Source organism: Aliishimia ponticola (assembly GCF_004803475.1).
GTDB lineage: Bacteria > Pseudomonadota > Alphaproteobacteria > Rhodobacterales > Rhodobacteraceae > Aliishimia > Aliishimia ponticola.
This window is the reverse complement of the sequence record NZ_SRKY01000001.1, coordinates 806,174-829,770: the sequence shown is the minus strand read 5'-3', so window position 1 is coordinate 829,770 and position 23,597 is coordinate 806,174. Positions and strand designations below refer to the sequence as shown.

Genomic DNA, 23,597 nt, shown 5'->3' with positions numbered 1-23,597 from the left:
GCTTAGCGCGGGCGCAGGGTCGTGATGCCGACGGCCGCGGCGCGGGCAAGATCCGGGTCGAGGGACATCGGGATATACTCCCCCCGCCGCCAAAGCTGCGCCAGATCGTCGTAATACCGCGACAGGAAGTGCCCCGATTGCCCGGTAGAGATGATAAAGACCGAGCTGTCCGGGTCGGCGAAGTCATAGACCCCGCGATACCCCGCGCCATGCACGTTGAAGAACGGGTCCGGCTCGACGCCGCTGGTCCGGCCTCGCAGCAGTGTGTTGTCGCCGCCCGATGTGGACTGGCGAATGTTGAAGATGCCGCCGATCAGGGGAATTTCGCCCAAGACCTGATGGTCATGCGTGGCTTGGTGCGCGTCGCCCCAGCGCAGCGCTTCGAAATTGTCGCCCCAGCGCTCTTCGATCCAGATCAGCGCATCATCCAGTGCGGCCCGCGCGATATCGGTGCAGGTTTCCACCGGGGCGGATTGTTTGACGTCGCACCAGATCGACGCGCCATCGATATCGCGGAACACACGTTCGATGAAAAGGGGGTCCACATGGGTGAATTCCTTCTCCAACGGGCCCAGATCGTCTTGGATCAGCCGGGTTTGCAGGGCGCGCAGCCACGCCGCGTAAAGCAGCGGCTCTGGCAGGTGCTCGTTCATCTCGCCGTTCCAACTGGCCAGCAACGAGAGCGCGCGCTGGCGTTTGCGTTCGGGGGTGCCGTCGGGGGCGGCGTCACCGGTGAACCACAGATCCGCGCCGATCAAGGGCAGCAGCGACCGCGCCGTATAGCTGACCGTATCAAGCTGCGCCTCGATAAAGCTGTCGCGCGTGTGGACTTCGCGGCTTTGCATCAGGTTCTGCCAGCGCCGTACCCGCTGCGCATCGCCCCACATGAACGAGATGTGGTTGGGGAAAGGGCGTTCGACCGTCTTGTTGTTGGTATTGCCCAACAGTCCCGATACGGGCGCCACGAATTCAGGGTTGGACAGATAGGGCATCCGCCCATCCCACCGGTTTTCAGCCCGCCACCCTTGCGAGGGGATGCGCCCTTGGCTGGCGTGGCGTGCGTCGCGGCGCGGCACATAGCCGATGGTTTTGAGCGCGATGGTTTCGGTATCCACCAAAGTCAGATTCTGCGCCGGCGCGACATAGACTTCGGCGGCGCGGATCGCTTCCTCGACGCTTTGGGCACGCATGACGCCAAGCGCGGCGCTGACCGAGGTGTCTTCGCCCGTCAGCACCGTCCAGGCCACGCTCGCCACATGCCCCGGCGGTGTGATCAGGCCCAGCCCATAGCGGCTGGGGGGCAGCACCGGGCCGTTTTCGGTCCAGCGCAGCTGCACGGTGATCGGTGCCGCATCCTTGATGTTGATGATCGAAGCGCGGCTTTCGAACGGTTTGTATCCGTCGGGTGTCAGATATTGGCCGGTATCGTCGGGGTTCAACTTCTCGATATAGACGTCCTGATCGTCGACATAGGCTGTGGTCAGGCCCCAACCCAGCCGGGCGGAGCGCCCCGTCAACACGGCGGGCATTCCGGGAATGGTGCCGCCGATCACGCCGCCGCTTTCCAGCTCCAGCCGGGCAAGAAACCAGATCGCTGGCGCAGAAAAGCCCAGATGCGGGTCATTGGCCAAAAGCGTGCCGCCCGCCGCGGACCGGTTCGGGGCGGCGGCCCATGCGTTCGAAGCCCCGGCAAAGCCGCGTTCGGGCACCGGGTCCAGCGGGTGGCGTTGTTCCATGCGGGCCTTGGCGTGCCGTTCCACTGTCGGGAAAAGCTGCGCATATTCCGGCAGCACTGCGATACCGGGGCCGGGGTGGTCGGGCATCACGTCGGCAACACGGGACGGATCGTCGAGCGCGAGAGAGACCCTTGCCCGCAGCACTTCCTCTTCGAGATGGCCAGAGAGTTGCACCGCCAGCAGCTTCGAAATCGCGAGGGAATCGGTTGGCACCCACGGGGCAATCGGTGCGTTGAAGACGAACATCTCGGGCGCGCCGCGTCCCAGCGCTTCGGCGTTGATCTGTTCCAGCCGTGCATTGACCCCGGCGGAATACGCCTTGAGCGCGGCGGTGGTATAGGCGTCCTGCACGCTTTGGCTTTGGCGGGCGTACCCATAAAGATCGAGCCGCCGCAGAAAGGTGTCGACGCCAAGGGTCGCTTCGCCGAACAACTCGCTTAGCCGGCCCTGCGCGGTGCGGCGCAGCATGGTCATCTGCCACAGCCGATCCTGCGCATGGGCGAATCCAAGGCCGAAAAAGACATCCTCGTCACTCGCGCCAAAGATATGCGGCACATTGGCGTTGTCGCGCACGATCTCTACCGGCGCGCCAAGGCCGGCGGTTTCGATGGTGCGGTCATAGTCCGGCAGCGACCGGGAGGCGAAGTAATAGACCCCCAAAAGCGCCAGAAGCACCAACAGCACCAACCCGCCTGCTATGCGCAGCAGCCAGCGAAACACATGCGCCATTGTGGTCTCCTTCTCCCGCATTTGGTTTCCAGACTGTTAGGCAGACCGGGGGGGCGATGCAACCAGCCCCGCTGAAACAGCGCCGACGTTAAACGGATCGAAACGGTTGGCATGCAAGAAAACGTTCAGTTCACGTCAGCAAAAGGCGGTTTTGGTTGTGCAGAGTGATAAGTCCAATATGCGTTTCAAGCTGGAAGACCTGTTCTTCTCGCGCACCGATAATCGCGGGATTATTCAGGCGGGGAACCAGGTGTTTCAGCATGTCAGCCACTTTCCATGGGACAAGCTGATCGGCGCACCGCACAAGATCGTGCGCCACCCTGACATGCCACGCGGGGTCTTTTCCCTGATGTGGCGGATGATCCAGAACGGCGAGCCATTCGGCGGTTATGTGCTGAACCGGGCGGAAGATGGGATGCCTTATTGGGTCTACGCCGTCGTTCTGCCGCAGGAAGACGGGTATATCTCTTTGCGGCTGAAGCCGTCTTCCGGGCATCTGGACAAGGTCATCCCGATCTATGAGCAAATCCGCCGGCAGGAGAACGACAATGACCTGAAGCCAGAGGCAGCGCGCGACCAGATCGTCGAGGCGGTGCAGCAACTGGGCTTCCGTAGCTATCAGGAATTCATGACGCGGGCCTTGTGCGACGAGGTGGCGTCGCGGGAGACCAAGCTTGGCCTCACCCGCTTCGAGTTGCGCGAAACGCTGACGCGGATGCTTCGGGATGTGGGGGAGCTTGAGACCCTTGCCATCAAGGTCGACAAGACTTTCGCCAAAACTCATCAGATCCCCTATAACATGCGCCTTCAGGCGGGGCGTCTTGAGGGCAGCGATGGGCCGATCAGCGTGATTTCCGGCAATCACCGGATGATGACGCAGACGCTGGAGGAACATTTGGTCAAGTTCAGCCGCGAATCCGCCGTGGGCGCAGAGGAAGTGCGCGATTCACTGTTCCTGACGATGGTGGTGCATTTGGTCCGGGAAGTTACCGCCGCTTTGAACAAGGAACCAAGGCTGAAGCCCGACACGCGAGACCGGGAAAACAAGGTTCTGACGGAGCTTGTCGAGGCCTACGAAACACGCGCGGTAAGCGAAGTGCGCGGCATGGCGGAACGTGTGCGCCGCTTTGGCGATCAGTGCCGTGACATGCGGCGCATGATGTCCGGGCTCGAACTCACGCGGATCATGTGCAAGATCGAGCGGTCGAAATTTTCTGGCGAACATTCGGGACTAGACGAGATCGTCAACCGTCTCGCATCCGCGCAGGAAAACCTGTCGGCTGAATTCGATCAAATCCTCAGCACGGTTGCCGAAATCCTGCAGTGTAGTGAAGAGGTAGAGCGCGCGGCCCAGTATGGGAACTGGGCCAACGTCGCCTAAGCCATGCGCCGGATCAGGGAATGATCCGGGTGTATTTCGTGCCTTCCAGCGTTGCGCCGACGCGCAAACCGGCACGGCCAAAGACTGCCGCCAGAACCGGGGACAGAACGGTGGTCGTATCGGCGGCAACGCTGTCGCCGCGATCGGAAATCACGTATTCCAGATCCGCACCTGCCGCCCAACCGGGGGATTTGCGGAATTCGCTCAGCGCCGCTTCGGTCATGAAGAACAGAACATGCGCATATTGTTGCGCGCCGATCTGCAACCCGCCGGAACCTTTGACGACCGAATAGTAATCCACCGTCACGCCGCCGACGCGCAGGGCGCCGCGGCCATAGGCACCGCCAAAGCCAAGGCCGGCCTCGGTGACCAGCGGCATGACCAGCATGCCATTCGCCTTTTGCGCCAGCTGCGCCGTGTTCGGGTAGAGCCGGTACATCTCTTGCAGCGTGGCATCCACGCGCGCATCGATCACCGCCGGGCCGCGCCCGCCGATACCGTTTCCGCAAGCAGCAAGCGTACCCGCGCCTGCGACGAGAGAGAGCGCGAAGCCGCGCCGTGTCAGATCCGTCATTTGTCCTGAACCGCCTGTGATTTGAGTTGCTCTGTGCCGGGTTCGCCGGTCTTGCGCGCAACTATAGCGGCCTGTGGGGGCGCTGTCACGCGCCAACAGTCCCGATCGCGCTGCGCCGCCTACGCCCCCGATCAGGCGGACCGCCAATCCGATCCGGCCAGCAGTTTCGCGGCGGCGGGCGCGAAATAGGTCAGCACGCCATCGCAGCCCGCGCGTTTGAAGGCCATCAGGCTTTCCATCATCACCTTGTCGCCGTCCAGCCAGCCATTCTGCGCTGCCGCCTGCAACATCGCGTATTCGCCGGACACCTGATAGGCGAAAGTGGGTGCGCCAAAGGCGTCCTTCACGCGGCGGCAGATATCCAGATAGGGCATGCCGGGCTTGACCATCACCATATCCGCGCCCTCGGACAGATCGCGTTCGACCAGACGCAAGGCCTCGTCCGAATTTGCCGGGTCCATCTGATAGGTTTTCTTGTCGCCGGTCAGCGCGCCCGATGCCCCCACCGCGTCGCGGAACGGGCCGTAAAAGCCGCTCGCGTATTTTGCCGAATAGCTCAGGATCGATACCTTGTCGTGGCTGCCCGCTTCCAGCGCGGCCCGTATCGCGCCGATGCGCCCGTCCATCATGTCCGACGGCCCGATGATATCCGCGCCCGCTTCGGCCTGTGCGACGGCCATCTTGACCAGCGCCTCAACCGTGCGGTCATTCACGATCTCGCCATTCTCGACGAAGCCGTCATGGCCGTTGATGTTATAGGGGTCGAGCGCGACATCCGTCATCACGACCATGTCGGGCACCGCGGCCTTGATCGCACGAGTGGCACGATTGGACAGGTTCTGCGCGCTCCAGGCTTCGGCGCAATCCTCGGTCCGGTCGGCGGCCTCGGTATAAGGGAAAATGCACATGGCCGGGATGCCAAGATCGGCAGCCTCGCGCGCGGCCTCGGCGATTTTGTCGACAGAGCGGCGCAGCACGCCGGGCATGGAGGGGATCGGTTCCTCGACCCCGTCGCCCTGGCGCACGAAAACGGGCCAGATCAGATCGCCGGCGGACAGGTAATTTTCCCGCACCAAGGCGCGTGTCGCGGCGGATTTGCGCGTGCGGCGCAGGCGTGTGGCGGGATAGGGGGCTTGGGTCGGGCGCATCGGCAAATCCTGTCAGATCGGCTTGGGAGTTTCCTAGCTGCCACGGTTGCGCAAACTACTCAAGCCTCGGGTCTACCATTCCGGCGCGGCGGGCGCTAAAGGAGCAAGAGTCACCCAACGCGCGAGGACCCCCTTTGGACCTGCAACAGACTATTTTCGAACAGATCGACATGCGCTCTTTCTCGAACCTGTGGTTCTGGATCGCCCTTGCGGTGCTGTGGTCCACCGCCAGCCATTGGGTGCTGGGCGTTCCGCATGACATGGTGGCGCGCGCGCGCAAGATCGAAGGGCAGGCTCAGGTGGATCTGGAGGACGTGGTTCGCGTCAATGTGAATCGGCTGATCTATATCGTGCAGGTGTCGGGGCTGTGGCTGCTGGGCTTCGTGTGTTTCCTGATTACCGGGCTGGGCATTCTGGGCTTCATCTATGATGTGGAATTTGCGCAGGCCGTGTTCCTGCTGGCGTTCCCGATGACCATTCTTGGCCTGATGAGCTACAACGCTGCGCTGCAAATCTATCACCAGGACCTGTCTGGGGAGCCGCTGCGCGCCCGCCTGATGCGGCACCGGGTGCATACGCAGATCTTGGGCGTGATTTCGATTTTCTGTACCGCGCTCTGGGGGACTTACCAGAATGCGTCCTTCGGCGCGCTCTGACTGTTGACAATAGCGGCGCAAACGCCAGATAGCCCTTAGCGCATGTCCGACCCCTCCAAAATAACCGTTTCCGGCGCCCCCGAGGGGTTCGACGCGAAGCTGATCCTCGACGAGGTGGCGGCGCGCGGTCCGGTATTGCACGTGGCGCGGGACGACAAGCGGCTGGCGGCGATGCAGTCCGCACTGCGGTTCTTTGCGCCCGAGATGCCGGTCTTTGTTTTCCCCGGATGGGATTGTCTGCCCTATGATCGGGTGTCGCCCCATGCGGATATTTCGGCGCAGCGGATGGCGACGCTTGCGGCACTTGTTCACAAGATGCCCGATGCCTTCGTGCTGCTGACAACGCTGAACGCGGCCACCCAGCGGGTGCCAGAGCGGGCGCTGCTGCAAGAGGCGGCATTTTCGGCCCGCGTTGGCGACCGCATCGATGAGGCGGGGCTGCGGAATTTCCTTGTGCGGATGGGCTTTGTGCAGTCGCCCACGGTGATGGAGCCGGGCGACTACGCGGTGCGCGGCGGCATCATCGACATCTATCCGCCCGGTGATCTGGGGCCGGTTCGGCTTGACCTGTTCGGTGATGTGCTTGACGGGGCGCGCCGCTTTGATCCGGTGTCACAGCGCACCACGGAAAAGCTTGATCTGGTCGAATTGGCGCCGGTGTCCGAGGTGATCCTTGACGATGCGGCGATCACGCGGTTCCGGCAGAACTACCGGTTGGAATTTGGTGCGGCGGGTACGGATGACCCGCTGTATGAGGCGGTCAGCGCAGGGCGTAAGCACCAAGGGGCAGAGCATTGGCTGGCGCTGTTCCATGAACGGCTTGAGACGCTGTTCGATTACTTGCCGGGCGGAACGATTTCACTGGACGATCAGATCACGCCCGCGCGCCTGTCGCGTTGGGAAAGCGTTGTCGACCAATATGAGACCCGCAAGATCGCCATGGGGCAGCGCGGGACGATGGACACGGTCTACAAGCCCGCCGCGCCAGAGGGGCTTTATCTGGACGAGGCCGCGTGGGCCACGGTCGTCGAGGGGCGCAGGGTTCTGCAATTTACCGCATTGCCGCAACCAACCGGACCGGGCGTTATCGACGCGGGTGGCCGGATCGGGCGCGATTTCGCGCCGGAGCGACAGCAGGAAAATATCAGCCTTTTCGGGTCATTGGCGTCACATGTTAAGGCAAAGCTTGAGGATGGGCCGGTCGTTATCGCATCCTATTCGGAAGGCGCGCGAGAGCGTCTGACCGGACTGATCGAAGACGAAGGGCTGGCCGAGGCGATCCCGATCGCCAATGGCACGCGCATTGGCAAGCGTGGTCTGCATCTGGCGGTGTGGGCGCTCGATCACGGGTTCCAGGCGCCGGGGCTCACGGTTATTTCCGAACAGGATGTGCTGGGCGATCGCCTGATCCGCCAGACCCGCAAGAAGCGCCGGGCCGAAAACTTCCTGACTGAAACGCAATCGCTCTCTCCCGGTGATCTGGTGGTCCATGTGGATCACGGTATTGGCCGGTTTCTTGGGCTGGAGGTCGTCACCGCGCTTGGCGCGGCGCATGAATGCCTGACGCTGGAATATGCCGAAGCGGCAAAGCTGTATCTGCCGGTCGAGAATATCGAACTGTTGTCGAAATACGGCCATGAGGAAGGGCTTCTCGACAAGCTTGGCGGCGGTGCGTGGCAGGCCAAGAAGGCCAAGCTGAAAGAGCGCATCCGCGAGATGGCCGACCGCCTGATCCGTGTCGCGGCAGAGCGAGCCTTGCGAAAGGCGCCGATATTGGAGCCGCCGCCGGGGATGTGGGACGCCTTTGCCGCGCGCTTCCCCTATGAAGAGACCGAAGACCAGCTGCGCGCGATTGCGGATGTGATGGGGGATATGACCTCGGGCAGTCCGATGGACCGGCTGGTCTGCGGCGATGTGGGCTTCGGCAAGACCGAAGTTGCCATGCGCGCGGCCTTTGTCGCGGCCATGTCTGGTGTGCAGGTCGCGGTGATCGCGCCGACGACCCTGCTGGCACGGCAGCATGCGAAATCCTTCAAGGAGCGGTTCCGGGGCTTCCCGATCAATGTGCGTCAATTGTCCCGCTTCGTCAGCGCCAAGGATGCCGCCGATACCAAGAAGGGCATGGCGGATGGCACCGTTGATATCGTGGTCGGCACCCATGCCTTGTTGGCCAAGGGCATCCGCTTCAACAATCTGGGGCTGCTCATCGTCGATGAGGAACAGCATTTCGGTGTGACGCATAAGGAGCGGCTCAAGCAGCTTCGGTCGGACATTCACGTTCTGACGCTGACCGCGACGCCGATCCCGCGCACGCTGCAATTGTCGCTGTCCGGGGTGCGGGATTTGTCGATCATCGGCACGCCGCCGGTGGACCGGTTGGCGATCCGCACATTTGTCAGCGAATTCGACGCGGTGACCATCCGCGAGGCGCTGCTGCGCGAACGCTATCGCGGCGGGCAAAGTTTTTATGTGGTGCCACGGATCAACGATCTGCCGGATGTCGAGGCGTTCCTGAAGGAACAACTGCCAGAACTGACTTACGTGGTTGCGCATGGGCAGATGGCGGCGGGGGAACTCGATGACCGGATGAATGCCTTCTATGACGGTAAGTTCGACATCCTGCTGGCCACGACCATCGTGGAATCCGGGCTGGATATTCCGGCGGCCAATACGATGGTGGTGCACCGCGCCGATATGTTCGGTCTGGCGCAGCTGTACCAGATTCGCGGCCGGGTCGGGCGTTCCAAGACGCGGGCCTATGCCTATCTGACGACCAAACCGCGGGCCAAGCTGACCCCGGCGGCAGAGAAACGTCTGCGCGTTCTGGGCAGTCTTGATACGCTGGGGGCGGGCTTTACGCTGGCCAGTCAGGATCTGGATATTCGCGGCGCGGGCAACCTTCTGGGCGACGAACAATCCGGCCAGATGCGCGATGTGGGCTTTGAGCTTTATCAATCCATGCTGGAGGAGGCGATTGCCAAGATCCGCTCCGGCGAGATGGAGGGGCTGTCAGAGGCAGATGACCAATGGGCGCCGCAGATCAATCTGGGCGTGCCGGTGCTGATCCCGGAAGACTACGTGCCGGACCTTGACGTGCGTCTGGGCCTCTATCGCCGGCTGAGCGCCCTGTCGACGAAGGTGGAGCTTGAAGGCTTTGCCGCCGAGTTGATCGACCGTTTCGGCAAGCTGCCCAAAGAGGTGAACACGCTGCTGCTGATCGTGCGGATCAAGGCGATGTGCCGCAAGGCGGGGATCGCCAAGCTGGACGGTGGGCCCAAGGGCGCGACGCTTCAGTTCCACAACGACAAGTTCGCCTCGCCCGAGGGGCTGGTGGAATTCATCAAGGCGCAGAACGGTCTTGCCAAGGTGAAGGACAACAAGATCATCGTGCGTCGGGACTGGAAGAAAGACAGCGACAAGATCAAAGGCGCCTTCGCCATCGCGCGCGATCTTGCGGAAAAGGTCGTGGCGAAGCGGAAGAAATCTCAGCCCGCCTGAGCCGCCTCGCGGGTATTGAGCCGCCACATCAGCAGCAGACCGACCGTCGCCAATGCCAGTTCAGACCAAAGCAGCGGCAGCACCGTGCCGTTGAACAACGTGCCCACATACATCGCCGCAAGTGAGGCGATCATCGTGCCGATTGCACCGGTCAAAGAGGCGGTTAGCCCCGCGATATGGCCCATCGGCTCCAACGCGATGGCGTTCAGATTGCCGACGCTCAGCCCGGTCAGCCAGATCACCATGAATTGCCAGATGACAAAGCTGAGGAAGGCGAATTTCGGCGCGAGCGTTGTGACCAGCAAGGTAATGGAGGCAAAGATGACTTGCCCGCTCAGACCTATCGTCACCATGCGCCGCATCCCAAAGCGTGTCACCAGCGATGCATTGACCAGCGAAGTCGACGCGGCCGAAACCAAAGCGATGCCGCCGAACCAATAGGGGAAGCTGTCGGCAAGGCCGAAAATCTGGTCATAGATCGGCTGCACTTGCACCAGCAGGCAGATGATCAGGGATGTTGCAACGCCTTGGATCAGGATCGCCAGCCGGACGACCGGATGGGTGACGACCTCGGATGCGGCGGCGATCAACAGGCCGGGGCGGAAGGGGCGGCGCTCTTCCTTGGGCAACGACTCGTCCAGCCGGAGCCACAGCCAAAAGGTCGAGAAGACCATGAAGCAGACAAAGGCCAGAAGGATGCTGCGCCAGCCAAAGGTCGAGGCCATCATGGCCCCCATGGCCGGGGCGATGGTGGGGACGATGGCGAACAACACCATGGCCAGCGACACGATCCGCGCCATGGCCGCGCCGGAAAACAGGTCGCGCACAATGGCGAGCGACACGACGCGCGGGCCCGCAGCGCCCACGCCCTGCAAGAAGCGGGCGATCAGGATGGCGTGGAAATTATCACTTTGCCAAGCGAACAGCCCGGCGCCGATATAAAGGAAGGCGCCCAGATACATGACGGGCTTTCGGCCCAACGCGTCCGAGATCGGCCCGGCAAACAGCGTGCCCACCGCAAGGCCGCCCATGAACAGGGTCAGAAGTTGATAGGCAAGACCGGGCGCGTCCAGCTCTGCTTCGATCTGCGGGATTGCAGGCAGCAAGGCATCGACACTGAATGCGACCGTAGAAAAGAGCATGGCGACAAGTGCGACAAACTCGGACTTCGACATGCGTTGGCTAGAATTACTCGTCATCAGCAACCTTATGAAATCAATAGCACGATAACCATAAGTTGCTAAATCGTTAAAGTGGAAATCGACGCTGTTCCGCGTCACTTCCGTTAGGTTAATCTGACTGGGATCGCGCCGGGCTTGAGCCCTTTGCCGGGATTGCTTTTTGGGGGCGATGTCAGGCGGTCGTGTCCAATTGGCTGGTGATCTCGTCAATCACCTGCGCCCAAAGTTCGGGCGGCTGCGCGCCGGGGACCGCGTGTTTGCCTGCCACGATAAAGGTCGGAACGGCAGAAATGCCCATATCCCGCGCGGCGGCATCGCGCTGGCGGATATCCTCCAGATCGGAATCCGTGCCCAGAAGGCGGCGCACCACGGCGGCGTCCATTCCCGCGTTATCAGCGATATCGGCCAGCACATCGGTATCGCCAATGTCGCGCGCATCGATGAAATAGGCATGGAACAGCGCATCGAGCACTTCGGTCTGGCGCTGCTCGATCCCGGCCCAATGGATCAACCGATGCGCATTGAGCGTGTTGGGCGTGCGCTTCATCCCGTCGAAATCAATGGCGATTCCAAGCGCTTTGGAATGTTCGACCACCGGCGCATAGGCGCGCATGGCACCATCCTTGCCGCCGAATTTCCGCTCCAGATAGGTGCGGCGGTCCATCCCTTCGGCGGGCATGTCCGGGTTCAGTTGGAACGGGTGCCATTCGATGGTGAACGGGTGATCCGGCCGATTGGCGAGGGCGCGATCAAGCTGCGTTTTGCCGATCAGGCACCAGGGGCAGATCGGGTCGGAAAAGATGTCGAGCTTGATCATTCGTGTCTCCAATATGCGGCAAGCGCCTTGCGGGATATCTTGCCGTTCGGTCCGGTAGGCAGCTCGGTCAGCCGCACATAATCGCGCGGCAGCTTGTATCCGGCCAATCGCGCGCGTGCAAAGGTGTCCAGAGCGGTTTTATCCAATTCTGACGCGGATGTGTAGAACGCGACGATAATCTTGGCGTCCTGCTTTGCTTCGATTTCGGTCACCGCGACGGTTTCGATCCCCGGCGCACCGGCCAGCGCGGCTTCGACCTCAAGCGGGGATACCCGGTAGCCGCCCGCATTCATCATGTCGTCGGCGCGTCCAAGATAGCTGATTTGTCCATCGGATTGCATCGCGCCCTGATCGCCGGTCAGGAACCAATCCCCGGCGAACCGAGCGGCAGTCGCCTCTGGCGCGTCGAGATAGCCCAGCATCAGACCGGGATCGTCCTTATGCACGGCAATCGTGCCGGGCGCACCGCGTGGGGTCGGGATGCCGGTGTCATCCACGATCGCCACGTGCCGCCCCGGTTGCGGTTGCCCGAGCGCATCGCCCGTGGCGGGATGGTCCGGGCAGGCGGACAGGAATGTGGAACATTCGGACATGCCGTAAGCTTCGTAAATCCGGGTGTCCGTGGCGTCCTGCCATCCTTGGCGCACGGTATCGCTGAGCTTTTCGCCGGCGCTGAGCCCATGCCGCAGGTAAGGAAGGTTAATCTTGTCGTGATGCTTGAGGATTTTTCGGTAAACACCTGGAGCGGCGGCGAAAAGTGTCGCCTCATGTTTGGCGAGCAGGCCGGGAAGCGCCTCCGGCGCGGTGCCGGGCGCCGGGATCAGCGCGGTGGCCCCAACGCTCCACGGATCCATCAAGCCGGTGCCCATGGTAAAGGTCCAATTGAACGCACCGGCATGGAGTAGCCGGTCATCCGGGCGCAGCCCGTACCAGCCGTCATGCATCATTTGGCGCGCCCAGATCGCCCGGTGCGCATGAAGCACGGCGCGGGGCATCCCCGACGTGCCGGAGGTATAGACGATATAGGCCGGGCGGTCCGGCGCGCCCATCACGAATTCGGCCGGGGGCAGGTCCATCATGGCGCGCAAGTCCGACAGATCGACACGCGCCGGATGGTCCGGGCAGGGCACGTCGGTATCGTGCAGGATCAGGGTGGGGGAAAGCTGGTCGATGATCTTGGCGGTTTCCACCTCGGTCAGTTGGGCCGAGGTCGGGACCGGGATCATGTCCACCGCGATGGCGGCCAGATAGGCGAAAGGCGTTTCCGGTGTGTTGCCAAGACGCAGCAGAATACGGTCGCCCGCGCCAAGCCCGCGCTGGCGCAGCCCTGTGGCGATGCCGCGGATGGCGGCGCTGATGTCCGCAAAGCTCCAGCTTTGGACATGGTCGCTGTGCAGCACGCTCAGCGCCTGCTTGTCGGCCAGGTCCTGGGCGCGGCGCAGCACATGCGCGGCCATGTTGAAAGGGGTCGGAACGGGTGGCGGCGGGCCCTGATCGAATATGGACAACATGGCGGCGGCGTAGCGCAGCGCCGAGACGCTTGCAAGTTTGCAGACACGGTGCCAGAAGATCGCCCCATGACATCGAAGGACCCCAAATCCCTGATCCGCATTGCGCGGGAGGGCGGCGAAGCGGAACGGGCAGAGCCGTTGGACCTTGGCGCGCGCGTGCGCGATCTGCGCAAGTCGCGGAACTGGACGTTGGAGCAGGCCGCCAACAAGGCCGGGCTGGCGCGCTCGACCCTGTCCAAGATCGAGAACGGGCAGATGTCACCGACCTATGACGCGCTCAAGAAGTTGGCCACCGGGCTGGAGATTTCCGTGCCGCAGCTTTTCACGCCTCCGGTCGAAGGGCAGGTCGGCGGGCGGCTTGCGGTGACCAAGTCGGGCGAGGGGGCGGCGGTCGCGACGGTGACCTACGAGCATGAGATGCTTGCCGAAACGCTGACCAAGAAGGCGATGCTGCCATACCGGGCGCGCGTGCGGGCGCGGTCCATGGAGGAGTTCGACGGCTGGGTGCGCCACGCGGGCGAGGAATTCCTGTACGTACTGACCGGCGTGGTCCGGTTCTACACCGAATATTACGAGCCAATCGAAATGCGCCGGGGCGACAGTGCCTATTACGACGCCACGATGGGACATAATGTCGTTTCGATCAGCCAGGAAGACGCGACGATCCTGTGGGTCACATCCCTGGGTTAAGCGGCTTTTTCGTCGGCATCCTGCAACAGCAGTCCAAGGCAGCGGTCTTCCAACGTTTCCAGCGCCTCATCCGGGGTTAGGTCGTGGGTCCGCGCCAGCCGGTCAATCAGACTGTCCCAAAGTGCGCCATGCGGGAAAATGTCGGGAATCTGCGCGTGCGGGAAATCCTTTTGCAGCGCGGCTGTCAGGCCGGACCACTGCGATTGGATGATCGCCTTATCCATGCGGGACGCTCCTTGTTTTCAAAATCCCCACAACCCTGCCTGCAAGGTCTTAAACTTCGATGAACAAGGCCTCACGGGCGCAAATCGGCGTGCTTAGTCCTCCCACCACCATGCTTGCGGCATGTATTCCGGCCCATCTCCATAGATCGGCAGCGTCGGCGGGTGTTTCATCTGCCGTATGTGGGCGATCCGGTCGCGGTCGAAGCTGGCGAAAGGGATCACATAGCGCCCCGCCGTCAGAACCCGGTCCAGCGCGCGCACGGCGCGGGTGAAATCCTCCGGCTCGGTCGCGTCCAGCATCGCGTCGATCATCGCGTCCACGACCGGCAGGGCGATACCGGGCAGATTGCGGCTGCCGTCCTGCGTGGCGGCCTCGCTGCCCCAGTAGAAGCGCTGTTCATTTCCGGGGGACAGCGACAGCGCACGCCGGAACGAGATCATATCGAAGTCGAACCCGTTGCTGCGCGCGGTGAACTGCGCATTGTCGACCCGCTGGATGTCCAGCGCGATGCCCAGCCGTTCCAGCCCCTGCGCATAGATATCGGCGATGGCCTGATCGTTCCGGTTGTTCTTGTTCAGCACCAGTTCAAGCCGCAGCTGTGTGCCGTCGGGGGCGGTCATGACGCCTTCTTCAACGGTGAACCCCGCATCCGCGAGGTATTTCAGGGCTTTGCGCAGATTGCGCCGGTTGCTGGCTGACCCATCCGATTGCGGCAGCGCGTAGCCGTCCAGCGTTCCGGGCGGCAAATCCGCCGCAAACGGGGCCAGAAGCGCAGCCTCGTCTTCCGGCGCGGGGCCGGGGGCATAGGCCAGATCGGAGCCGGAGAAATAGGATGTGATGCGCGGCTGCACGCCGCCTGTCAGCGCGTCATTGATATATTCGAAGTTGAACGCATGGATCAACGCGGCCCGTACCCGCCAGTCATCCAGCGGTGGCCTGCGCGTATTCATCGCGAAGCCAGTCATGCCGGAGGGCTTTTCATTGGTGATTTCGGTCTTGGTGATCTCGCCCCGCTGCGCCGCCGGAAAATCGTAATCGCGGGCCCAGGCCTGCGCATCGAATTCCCGCAGCGCCGAAAGTTCCCCGGCTTTGAAGGCTTCGAACAGGATCGCGCCATCGGCATAGAAGTCCAGTACGATCTCGTCGAAATTATGGGTGCCCCGGCGCACCGGCACATCCGCGCCCCAGTAATCGGGATCGCGGCGCAGGGTGACGCGGCGGTTGGCCTCGTAACTGTCGATGACATAGGGCCCCGCACCGATGGGCAGCGTGGTCAGCCCCGCATCTGCGAAAGACTGCCCCTCCCATTGCGCTTTTTTCAGGATCGGACGCAGACCGGCAATCAGGGCAAGTTCGCGGTTCTGTTCGGCAAAGGTGATCCGCAGGCTGCGCGGGCCGGTCGCCTCGATCCGGTCGATCTGGTTCCACAGGCTCAGATAGCGCGGGTGGCCTTCGGTGCCGAGCGTTTCATAGGACCAGATTACATCCTCTACCGTCACTGGGCTGCCGTCGGAGAATCGCGCCTCTTCGCGCAGGGTGAATTCGACCCAGGCGCGGTCCTCGGGCACCTCGACTGATTCTGCCAACAGACCGTAAAGCGTGAAAGGCTCGTCCCAGGACCGGGCCATCAGGCTGTCATGGGTCAGAAAGCGCAGCTGCCACGGAACGGTCCCGCGCCGCACGAACGGGTTGAGACTGTCGAAGCCGCCGGTATTGCCCAGAATGATGCGCCCGCCCTTGGGGGCCTGCGCGTTGGCATAGGGAAGCGACACAAAATCTGGGGGCAGGGCGGGGGTGCCATACATGGATATCCCATGCGCCGGTTCGGCATGTGCCGCAGCGCCGGAGAGAATCATTAACAGACCGAGCGCCAAACCCTGCCGCGCGGCCCGCAATTTGCGGAAAAAATCACTGTTCATTTCGTGAACAATCCTGACCTGCCCTTGTTTTCTTGGTCCAGACGGTACTGGCGCTTTGCTGTATTTTCAAACTTTTAACTTGGCTTTCGGCCTCAACTGCGTCTATATTAAGGGCACTGCTCGATAGGTTTCTTGCCTGTATGAAACCTGCCTCAATAACTTAACCCCGGCTTCGTGCCGGGGTTTTTTTTGTGCCGCAGGATCGGGCGATCCCATCAAATCTGCCCCGGCTGCGTCCTGCGTTCAAACCGCGACCCGGCCTGTCCGTTCCGGCCCATGCGCTGGCCGCGTGATTGCCATGCGCCCAATGCGGGTGCGTCCGGGCCGGTGCAAATCAGTTGTAAACGATTTGGAACGGATTTATTTCGGGAAGATGGACGGTGCAACACAAATGCAGCAAGGCGCGCAAACCATTTGTCTCGACACGGCGGACAAGATCCGCAGCGGTGCGGGCGCGATGGTGTTTTGGCATCCCAACCAGCCCGGATCGTTGATCAAGATCACGCGGCCTCCGGCGAAAAAGAGCTTTCAGTGGTTGCGGCACCTCTTTGAAAGCCGCCGCCGTCGTTTTGGCGCGATGTACCTGTCACTGGTCGAACTCGAAGAATACATGCTCGGCGTTTCCCGCAAGGGGGAGGTTCCGCCCTTCATGCCCGAATTTCGCGGCGTGGTGCAGACCAATCTTGGCCCTGGGCTGGTGTTCGAAGCGATTCAAGGCCCGACCGGCGATGTGGCCGAGACTGTTCTGGAATATGCGCAGCGCGAAGGTATGACGCCGCAGCTTCAGGATGCCCTCTACCAGCTGTTCAGCCAAATCGCCGAATGGCGCCTTGTGGCCTGGGACATCAATCCCAAGAACATCGTCGTCGTTCCGGGTGAAGGCGGGTCGTTGAGCCTTTTTCTTGTGGACGGGCTGGGCGAACGGACGTTCATCCGCGTCCTGTCCATGTCGGACAAGGCATTCCGCCGCGATCTGGACGCCAAGCTTGAGGTGCTGACAGGGCAAATCCACAAGGCTGCCCAAGCCAGTTAGGGCGGACCGCCGCGCAGGCGCAGGCAAATATGCGCAGCCAATCTTTTGCACCCGCAGCATTTGCACTAGGCTTCACGCAAACGGGCTCCATGTGAATGGGCCTCAGGCAAATGGAGGGCTGATATGGCTTACGAGATTTCCTTGGCGGGCAAGACCGCTGTCATCACCGGATCGAATTCCGGCATCGGACTTGGCATGGCGTGGGAACTGGCGCGTGCCGGGGCGGATGTGGTGCTGAATTCTTTCACCGACACCGAAGAGGATCACGCGATCGCCGCCGAAATCGCCAGCGAAACCGGTGTTACGGCGAAATATGTTCAGGCCGATATGTCAAAAGGCGATGATTGCCGCCGCCTCGTAGTGGCCGCGGGCGGGTGCGACATCCTGATCAACAATGCGGGCATTCAGCACGTGGCCGCGATCGAAGAATTCCCCGCCGACAAATGGGATGCGATCATCGCGATCAACATGTCATCCGCTTTCCACACCACCGCCGCCGCTCTGACCGGTATGCGCGAGCGTGGCTGGGGCCGGGTGATCAACGTTGCCTCCGCGCATGGGCTCACCGCCTCGCCCTTCAAATCCGCATATGTCGCGGCCAAGCACGGCGTCGTCGGGCTGACCAAGGTGACCGCACTGGAAACGGCAGAGGATCCGATCACCTGCAACGCCATCTGTCCCGGCTACGTGCTGACCCCGCTGGTCGAGTCGCAAATCCCCGACACCATGAAGAAATACAACATGGACCGGGAAACGGCGATCCGCGAGGTCATGCTGACCCGCCAGCCCTCGCGCGAATTCGCAACCACCGAACAGCTGGGCGGCACCGCCACTTTCCTGTGCTCCGATGCCGCTGCCCAGATCACCGGCACCACCATCTCCGTCGATGGCGGCTGGACGGCGCTCTGATCCGGCCTTCGCCTGTTCAAAATACTTCGGGGAGCGCGAGGGGCAGCGCCCCTCGCATTGGTCGGATGGGCGTCAGCCCATCCGAAAAACCATCGAAACCGACATGGCCTTGGATTATTCCGCCGCCGCAATCGCGGGCGCGCCGGCGGCCAGCCCGGCCAGAAACGCGGTGACCTGTTCCAGAGCGACGTCCGATGGCGCACGGGGCGCGCCCTTGTCGGCATAGGTCATGCGCAGCACGGTTCCGGCGCCTGCATCGCGGTCCCCACGGTCCCGCCAGTCGGCGTCCAGATGGTCCGACAAGTGCATCATCGCAACCTCCTGCCCATCACGCCAATGGCGCAGGACCGGATGAATGAACGGGTCGGGTGCCCCGCCAAAGGCGTTGTGGCTTCGGTTCACATGCAAGGGGTTCTCCCCGAAATCACCGAATTCCAGCGTCAGCGTCAGGTAATCCCCTTCGCGCAGCACGGTCTCTTTCGCCCAATCCAGCGGCATGGCCGCGTGGCAGGCTCCGGCCTGCGGGCCACTCAGGCATATGACATCCGCAAGAAACCCCGGCTGCAGGAACAGCGCGGCAGAGATCGACGCGCGCTCCACCAGCATGGGGGCCAGCGTTTCCGGCGCCAGGTCCACCTGCTGCACCGGAAGCTCCGTGCCCTTGGCGCGCGCTTCCACGAAGCGGGCCAGCGCGTCGATATTGTGCCGGAACCCATGGACGAACCCCGACATGGTTTTCTTGAAGTCACGGCATTGCATGATCGTTCCGGCAAACCAGATGCCCGGCGCGCCTTCCAATTCCCAATTCGCGCTCATCTTGGGGAATTTGCCCATATGCGCCATGTCGGGCCGGATCTCGTCGTCAAAGATCGACGCATCGAAGCGCCAGCCGGTGCAACAGATAACCCGGTCATAGGTCAATACGATCTCATGCCCGCTCGCGGCGGTCATCTCGGCGGTGACAACAAAAGTGTCGCCGTCCTTTTCGATCTTGATCGGACGCGCATCCAGCACGGCGTTCTGGGATTTGAGCTGATAGGTGTCGAGGAAATTGGTGTTCACCGCCCGCAAATGCCCGACGAAATGGGTGTTCCACGCGAATTTCAGCTTGTTGGGCGACATCACATGGGTCGCCTGCGTGGTCTCGATCAGCTTCTCGGCGGTCTCGAAGGCGGAGTTGCCCTTGCCCAGGACCAGAACCCGCTTGTTGATGAAGCTCTCGGGCGAGGTATCGAAATCGTTATAGATTTCGACCAGATCGATCCCCTCGACATCCGGCAGCCATGGCAGGGTGACGCCGCTGGCCACGATGATCTGACGGGCGCGGCGCGAAAGGCCATCTGCGCTTTCGATGACATAACCGTCGCCGTCGCGGCCGATACGGGTGATCTTGCAATTGGCATGGATGATGTCGCCCAGCGTGTCTGCAAACCCCTCAAGGTAACCCACATACTCATCCGCGGTCGGAAAGTATTTCGGGCTATGGGTGGTGAACCGGGGGACCGGATCGCCCAGCAGGCTGTTCCAGTCATAGCGCAGCTGCGCTTCGGGATCGCTGAGCCCGGTATGGACCTTGTTGATCGAAATCAGGTTCCGGTGCCGTGGAAAGTTGCGGAAAAACTCACCCACCGCACCGCGTTCAAAAATCTCTACCGTCAATCCGCGCCCCTGAAGCGAATAGGCCGCTTGCAGCCCCGCGGGTCCGGCACCGATGATCGCGACGTCGAGTTGGTCCTTGTTTTCAGGCATTTCTACGTTCATTCCCCTTGCTTTCCCAAGCCTACAATCCAAACGTGTGTCCGGCACGTCAACCTTTGCTTTTGGGTTCGAGGTTGATTTTTCGCCGCATCGCGGCAAGTTTCGTCACAAGACCGTCTTCATAAAAAGGGTCCAACATGGGCAAAATCCGCAGGATCAATCTCGCGCTTCAGGGCGGCGGCGCGCATGGCGCGTTCACATGGGGCGTGCTGGACCGGCTGCTGGAAGACGACGAGATCGAGATCGTCGGCATATCGGGCACTTCAGCGGGGGCGGTGAATGGGGCGGCTTTGAAGGCGGGTCTGGTGACGGGCGGGCGCGAGGGCGCGCGTGAGAACCTCGATTGGCTGTGGAACAAGATCGCTGGCGTGACCTCGGACCAGATTTCCGCCTGGATGTGGCCGTTCAGCCCGATGGCCATCAGCCGCAGTATCGAATTTTCGTTGCCCTATGCCCTGAGCGATACGGTAAGCCGCGTGCTTTCCCCCTATGCGTGGGGGCCGTTCTACAAGAACCCGCTGGAAGACGTCGTCTCGCAGTTCGATTTTGACAATGTGTGCAGCAAATCGGGGCCTGCCTTCTATGTCTGCGCCACCCGTGTGCGGAACGGCAAGATCCGCATCTTCAAGGGCGACGAGATCACGACCGATGCGATCATGGCCTCTGCCTGCCTGCCGACCGTGTTCCAGTCGGTCGAGATCGACGACAGCGAAACCGGGCGACGCGAGGCGTTCTGGGATGGCGGGTATACCGGGAACCCGGCGCTGTTCCCGCTATTTCCGTCCGAGTTGCCCGAAGACATCGTGGTGGTGAACATCAACCCGCTGGAACGGGACGAGATACCGATCACGCCGCAGCAGATTCAGAACCGCGTGAACGAGATCAGTTTCAATTCGTCTTTGCTGCGCGAATTGCGGGCCATTTCCTTTGTGCAGCGCCTGATCGAAGAAGGCACGATCGATACGGGCCGGATGGCGCGCGTTTTCATCCACATGATCGCGGATGATGATCTAATGAATGACCTGAGCGTGGCGACGAAACTGGTGCCGAATGCGCAAATCATCCACCAGTTGAAAGACGCCGGACGCGCGGCGGCGCATCGTTTCCTTGACGACCACAAGGCCGATCTCAACCACCGCAGCACGGTCGATATGCAGGACATGTTCGGTTAGGGACCAGAGAGGTCCGGGCCGACCGGTCAGCGGCTTTCGGGCGGAACCGTCGGGTCTTTGGAGTTCGGATAGACCAGCCCGGCAGAGATCACCAGCTTGGCCGCATCTTCGATGCTCATATCCAGTTCGATCACGTCTTCGCGGGGGAAGAACAGCAGGAAGCCAGAGGTCGGGTTTGGCGTGGTCGGGACGAAGACGGACATCAGATCGCCCTCGGACTGTGCCTTTCGGCTCACCTCGCCCTTGGCCGTGGTAGAGATGAAGCCAATCGCCCAAATCCCCCGACGCGGATACTGGATCAGGCAGGCGCGCTCAAAATTACGGTCTGATTGCGCGAAGACCGTCTCGGAAATCTGTTTGATCCCGGAATAGATCGACCGCACCACCGGTGTGCGTTCTACCAATGTCTCGGCTGAGCGGATGAGCGAGCGCCCGATATACCCCTTGGCCATCCAGCCGATGAGGATCGTGAACAGCAAAAAGACGACAACGCCAACGCCGCGCACATCGATCTGCACCTCTGGCGGCAGGCCGAACCAGTCCTGAACCAGCTTGTCCGGCTTCCACCCATCAGGCACTAGTGGCAGCACGACACCATCAATCCAGCCGACGACGCTCCAGATCAGCCAAATCGTCAACCCGACGGGAAGGATCACCACCAGACCGGTCAGGAACGACGCCCGCAACCGGGCAAACAGGCCGGGGCGTCTGGGTTCTTCAGGATCGAACGGGGTATTCATCTATGATCGTATCACACGGAATTGCGTTACCTAGGTAAGCAGTTTGCCGGGGCGCGGCAATGGCTGGTGAAGGCGAAGTGCCTATGATGCGGGCGATTTGCTCATTTCAAGGGCAATTGCCGCTGCAAGCCGGGCGTTATTGCGGACCAAGGCGATATTTGCCTCTAGCGACTGGCCATCGGTCAGTTCGAAAATCCGCGCCAGAAGGAACGGGGTCACCGCCTTGCCGCTGATGCCTTGGGCATCGGCCTCGGACTGGGCTTGGGCGATGATCGGCCCAAGCGTTTCGGCGGCGATCTCGTCCGTTTGCGGGATCGGATTGGCGACAAGCTGTCCGCCGGGCAGACCCAGCTTGGCGCGCATGACCTGCGCGGCGGCGATGTCGGCGGGGCTGTCAAGGCGCAGCGGCGCGGCAAGGCCAGAGCTGCGCGACCAGAAGGCCGGGAAATCGTCCTGACCGTAGGCAATCACCGGAACACCATAGGTTTCAAGGACTTCCAGCGTCTTGGGAATGTCCAGAATGGCCTTGGCACCGGCGGCCACAACCGTAACCGGGGTTTGAGCCAGTTCCGCCAGATCGGCAGAGATGTCAAAGCTATGCTCGGCGCCTTTATGCACGCCGCCAATCCCGCCAGTGGCGAAAACAGAAATGCCAGCCAGATGCGCGGCGATCATGGTCGCGGCGACGGTGGTTGCGCCGGTGCCGCCGCGCGCCATGCAAATCGCCAGATCGGCGCGCGACAGTTTGGCCACGTTCTGCGCCTGGGCCAGGGCCTCAAGCTGGGCGTCTTCCAGCCCGATATGCAGCGTGCCATCCATGATCGCGATCGTGGCAGGTGTGGCCCCGGCGGCGCGGATGTCAGCCTCGACCGTGCGGGCGACCTCAAGGTTCTGCGGATAGGGCATGCCATGGGTGATGATCGTGCTTTCCAGCGCGACGATTGGTGTGTTTTTGGATTTCGCTTCAGCGACTTCCGATGCGATCTTCATGTTGATCAAGCGGGGTTCCCTCCCGATACATAGGTTGCGGCCGCTGTCAGCGCGCGCTGCAGGGCCTCTTCTCTGTTTGCGCCGCGTGTTTCGGCGGCAATATGCGCGGCCATGAACGTGTCGCCTGCGCCGGTGACGCGGGTGACAAGAACTTTGGGCGGCGTTTGCGTGATGACACCGGCCGGACTGCCTTCGCTGGCGGAGTTGCCGCCATCCGTCACCAATGCGCGGGCCGCGCCGCGGTCCAGCAGGGCCTGTGCGGCGTCGGCAGAACTGTCGAACTGCGCGCTGCACAGCAGCCCGGCTTCCTCAAGGTTCACATATAGCGTTCCGTTGCCGGTACGCAGAAACGGCATCAGGCGATCCGCCTTGCCGGGAGAGGCTGGCGCCACGCGCAGATCGGCCTGCTGCAGCAGCGGGCTGGCGGCGATGTCGGACAGCAGGTCGATGGTCAGGTTCCCATCAAGCGCCACCGGACCCGTCCAGGGGCGGGCCAGGCTGCCATCGGACAGGGGGGCGAGGATCTTGGCCCCGGCAGCCTCAAGCGAGTGCGCATCGGCAATCGCGGCGATCAGGCCGTTCGCGCCTTCGACAGCCATATAGCGGTCCGTCGGCAAATCATCCGACCGATAGATCGTGTCCGTCATCATACCGCGGGCTTTGCAGGCGGCGATCAGTTCGTCGCCTTCTGCGTCGCGGCCAATCGCGGTCAGCAGCGCGGGTGTCAGGCCGAAGCGGGACAGGGTCATTGCGATATTCATGGCAACGCCGCCGGGCAGGCGGGAGATCCGACCGGCCACGTCCGACCCTTGCCGCATGGCAACGGGCGCGCGGCCGATCACGTCCCACAGGACGGAGCCGATACAAAGAATGTCAGGTGTCTGGGTCATGTTGCGGGTTCTGGACGCGAACCGCGCGCGGTGCAAGGGG

Annotated in this window: 19 protein-coding genes; 7 read left to right on the top strand and 12 right to left on the bottom strand. The window is 62.2% G+C overall.

Annotated elements, in window-relative coordinates; genetic code table 11:
- Window positions 1-2: 2 nt before the first annotated feature.
- The gene (locus tag E4Z66_RS03950; protein WP_136461623.1) at window positions 3-2,465 is read right to left on the bottom strand and encodes a penicillin acylase family protein; all 2,463 of its coding nucleotides are present in this window, start codon (window positions 2,463-2,465) and stop codon (window positions 3-5) included.
- 157 nt (window positions 2,466-2,622) lie between these two features.
- Between E4Z66_RS03950 and E4Z66_RS03945 the strand changes: the two genes are divergently transcribed.
- Entirely contained in the window at window positions 2,623-3,846 is a 1,224-nt protein-coding gene (locus tag E4Z66_RS03945; RefSeq protein WP_136461622.1) for a PAS domain-containing protein, read from the top strand.
- 13 nt (window positions 3,847-3,859) lie between these two features.
- Here E4Z66_RS03945 and E4Z66_RS03940 read toward each other — a convergent pair whose 3' ends face one another.
- Entirely contained in the window at window positions 3,860-4,420 is a 561-nt protein-coding gene (locus E4Z66_RS03940) for a lipid-binding SYLF domain-containing protein (protein WP_136461621.1), read from the bottom strand.
- A 131-nt stretch (window positions 4,421-4,551) separates the two neighbouring features.
- Window positions 4,552-5,568 carry a porphobilinogen synthase gene (gene hemB, locus E4Z66_RS03935; protein ID WP_136461620.1) on the bottom strand — a complete coding sequence of 339 codons (1,017 nt, stop codon included), beginning with the start codon at window positions 5,566-5,568 and terminating at the stop codon, window positions 4,552-4,554.
- Between the two features lie 134 nt (window positions 5,569-5,702).
- Between hemB and E4Z66_RS03930 the strand changes: the two genes are divergently transcribed.
- On the top strand, window positions 5,703-6,224 hold the full coding sequence (locus E4Z66_RS03930; RefSeq protein ID WP_136461619.1) for a component of SufBCD complex: 522 nt from the start codon (window positions 5,703-5,705) through the stop codon (window positions 6,222-6,224).
- Window positions 6,225-6,266: 42 nt separating this feature from the next.
- The gene (gene mfd / locus E4Z66_RS03925) at window positions 6,267-9,722 is read left to right on the top strand and encodes a transcription-repair coupling factor (protein ID WP_136461618.1); all 3,456 of its coding nucleotides are present in this window, start codon (window positions 6,267-6,269) and stop codon (window positions 9,720-9,722) included.
- Here the strand turns inward: mfd and E4Z66_RS03920 are convergent.
- The 3 genes from E4Z66_RS03920 to E4Z66_RS03910 form a co-directional block, all read right to left on the bottom strand.
- On the bottom strand, window positions 9,710-10,921 hold the full coding sequence (locus E4Z66_RS03920; protein ID WP_136461617.1) for an MFS transporter: 1,212 nt from the start codon (window positions 10,919-10,921) through the stop codon (window positions 9,710-9,712). The two genes, mfd and E4Z66_RS03920, sit on opposite strands and share 13 nt — an antisense overlap.
- 154 nt (window positions 10,922-11,075) lie before the next feature.
- The gene (locus E4Z66_RS03915) at window positions 11,076-11,720 is read right to left on the bottom strand and encodes a DsbA family oxidoreductase (RefSeq protein ID WP_136461616.1); all 645 of its coding nucleotides are present in this window, start codon (window positions 11,718-11,720) and stop codon (window positions 11,076-11,078) included.
- Window positions 11,717-13,231 carry a class I adenylate-forming enzyme family protein gene (locus E4Z66_RS03910; RefSeq protein WP_136461615.1) on the bottom strand — a complete coding sequence of 505 codons (1,515 nt, stop codon included), beginning with the start codon at window positions 13,229-13,231 and terminating at the stop codon, window positions 11,717-11,719. The genes E4Z66_RS03915 and E4Z66_RS03910 overlap by 4 nt, the downstream gene beginning before the upstream one ends.
- Window positions 13,232-13,297: 66 nt before the next feature.
- Between E4Z66_RS03910 and E4Z66_RS03905 the strand changes: the two genes are divergently transcribed.
- The gene (locus tag E4Z66_RS03905) at window positions 13,298-13,921 is read left to right on the top strand and encodes a helix-turn-helix domain-containing protein (protein ID WP_136461614.1); all 624 of its coding nucleotides are present in this window, start codon (window positions 13,298-13,300) and stop codon (window positions 13,919-13,921) included.
- On the opposite strand, the gene E4Z66_RS03900 is transcribed toward E4Z66_RS03905, so the two are convergent.
- Complete coding sequence (locus E4Z66_RS03900) at window positions 13,918-14,145, bottom strand: hypothetical protein (protein ID WP_136461613.1); 228 nt, start codon at window positions 14,143-14,145, stop codon at window positions 13,918-13,920. The genes E4Z66_RS03905 and E4Z66_RS03900 overlap by 4 nt on opposite strands.
- Before the next feature lie 93 nt (window positions 14,146-14,238).
- Window positions 14,239-16,065, bottom strand: a complete 1,827-nt coding sequence (locus E4Z66_RS03895; protein ID WP_168797712.1) for an extracellular solute-binding protein — start codon at window positions 16,063-16,065, stop codon at window positions 14,239-14,241.
- Between the two features lie 373 nt (window positions 16,066-16,438).
- Between E4Z66_RS03895 and E4Z66_RS03890 the strand changes: the two genes are divergently transcribed.
- Both E4Z66_RS03890 and E4Z66_RS03885 read left to right on the top strand, forming a co-directional pair.
- A complete protein-coding gene (locus E4Z66_RS03890; protein WP_168797711.1) occupies window positions 16,439-17,098 on the top strand; it encodes a YrbL family protein in 660 nt (219 codons plus the stop codon).
- 123 nt (window positions 17,099-17,221) lie between these two features.
- On the top strand, window positions 17,222-18,007 hold the full coding sequence (locus E4Z66_RS03885) for a 3-hydroxybutyrate dehydrogenase (RefSeq protein WP_136461611.1): 786 nt from the start codon (window positions 17,222-17,224) through the stop codon (window positions 18,005-18,007).
- Between the two features lie 114 nt (window positions 18,008-18,121).
- Here the strand turns inward: E4Z66_RS03885 and E4Z66_RS03880 are convergent, their stop codons facing one another.
- Entirely contained in the window at window positions 18,122-19,768 is a 1,647-nt protein-coding gene (locus E4Z66_RS03880) for an NAD(P)-binding domain-containing protein (RefSeq protein ID WP_136461610.1), read from the bottom strand.
- Between the two features lie 134 nt (window positions 19,769-19,902).
- Between E4Z66_RS03880 and E4Z66_RS03875 the strand changes: the two genes are divergently transcribed.
- Window positions 19,903-20,937: a patatin-like phospholipase family protein gene (locus tag E4Z66_RS03875; protein ID WP_136461609.1), complete on the top strand. Its 1,035-nt coding sequence runs from the start codon at window positions 19,903-19,905 to the stop codon at window positions 20,935-20,937.
- Window positions 20,938-20,963: 26 nt separating this feature from the next.
- Here E4Z66_RS03875 and E4Z66_RS03870 read toward each other — a convergent pair whose 3' ends face one another.
- The 3 genes from E4Z66_RS03870 to E4Z66_RS03860 form a co-directional block, all read right to left on the bottom strand.
- Entirely contained in the window at window positions 20,964-21,677 is a 714-nt protein-coding gene (locus E4Z66_RS03870) for a DUF502 domain-containing protein (protein ID WP_136461608.1), read from the bottom strand.
- Between the two features lie 81 nt (window positions 21,678-21,758).
- Window positions 21,759-22,667: a pseudouridine-5'-phosphate glycosidase gene (locus E4Z66_RS03865; RefSeq protein WP_211097105.1), complete on the bottom strand. Its 909-nt coding sequence runs from the start codon at window positions 22,665-22,667 to the stop codon at window positions 21,759-21,761.
- A gap of 5 nt (window positions 22,668-22,672) precedes the next feature.
- The gene (locus tag E4Z66_RS03860; RefSeq protein ID WP_136461606.1) at window positions 22,673-23,557 is read right to left on the bottom strand and encodes a PfkB family carbohydrate kinase; all 885 of its coding nucleotides are present in this window, start codon (window positions 23,555-23,557) and stop codon (window positions 22,673-22,675) included.
- Between the last annotated feature and the right edge of the window lie 40 nt (window positions 23,558-23,597).

What these genes read in the sequence shown, in the direction of transcription:
- E4Z66_RS03950 (WP_136461623.1), bottom strand. Translation starts at nt 2,465, where the DNA reads ATGGCGCATGTGTTTCGCTGGCTGCTGCGCATAGCAGGCGGGTTGGTG.
- E4Z66_RS03940 (WP_136461621.1), bottom strand. Translation starts at nt 4,420, where the DNA reads ATGACGGATCTGACACGGCGCGGCTTCGCGCTCTCTCTCGTCGCAGGC.
- hemB (WP_136461620.1), bottom strand. Translation starts at nt 5,568, where the DNA reads ATGCGCCCGACCCAAGCCCCCTATCCCGCCACACGCCTGCGCCGCACG.
- mfd (WP_136461618.1), top strand. Translation starts at nt 6,267, where the DNA reads ATGTCCGACCCCTCCAAAATAACCGTTTCCGGCGCCCCCGAGGGGTTC.
- E4Z66_RS03920 (WP_136461617.1), bottom strand. Translation starts at nt 10,921, where the DNA reads ATGACGAGTAATTCTAGCCAACGCATGTCGAAGTCCGAGTTTGTCGCA.
- E4Z66_RS03915 (WP_136461616.1), bottom strand. Translation starts at nt 11,720, where the DNA reads ATGATCAAGCTCGACATCTTTTCCGACCCGATCTGCCCCTGGTGCCTG.
- E4Z66_RS03910 (WP_136461615.1), bottom strand. Translation starts at nt 13,231, where the DNA reads ATGTTGTCCATATTCGATCAGGGCCCGCCGCCACCCGTTCCGACCCCT.
- E4Z66_RS03905 (WP_136461614.1), top strand. Translation starts at nt 13,298, where the DNA reads ATGACATCGAAGGACCCCAAATCCCTGATCCGCATTGCGCGGGAGGGC.
- E4Z66_RS03900 (WP_136461613.1), bottom strand. Translation starts at nt 14,145, where the DNA reads ATGGATAAGGCGATCATCCAATCGCAGTGGTCCGGCCTGACAGCCGCG.
- E4Z66_RS03895 (WP_168797712.1), bottom strand. Translation starts at nt 16,065, where the DNA reads ATGAACAGTGATTTTTTCCGCAAATTGCGGGCCGCGCGGCAGGGTTTG.
- E4Z66_RS03890 (WP_168797711.1), top strand. Translation starts at nt 16,439, where the DNA reads ATGGACGGTGCAACACAAATGCAGCAAGGCGCGCAAACCATTTGTCTC.
- E4Z66_RS03885 (WP_136461611.1), top strand. Translation starts at nt 17,222, where the DNA reads ATGGCTTACGAGATTTCCTTGGCGGGCAAGACCGCTGTCATCACCGGA.
- E4Z66_RS03880 (WP_136461610.1), bottom strand. Translation starts at nt 19,768, where the DNA reads ATGAACGTAGAAATGCCTGAAAACAAGGACCAACTCGACGTCGCGATC.
- E4Z66_RS03875 (WP_136461609.1), top strand. Translation starts at nt 19,903, where the DNA reads ATGGGCAAAATCCGCAGGATCAATCTCGCGCTTCAGGGCGGCGGCGCG.
- E4Z66_RS03870 (WP_136461608.1), bottom strand. Translation starts at nt 21,677, where the DNA reads ATGAATACCCCGTTCGATCCTGAAGAACCCAGACGCCCCGGCCTGTTT.
- E4Z66_RS03865 (WP_211097105.1), bottom strand. Translation starts at nt 22,667, where the DNA reads ATGAAGATCGCATCGGAAGTCGCTGAAGCGAAATCCAAAAACACACCA.
- E4Z66_RS03860 (WP_136461606.1), bottom strand. Translation starts at nt 23,557, where the DNA reads ATGACCCAGACACCTGACATTCTTTGTATCGGCTCCGTCCTGTGGGAC.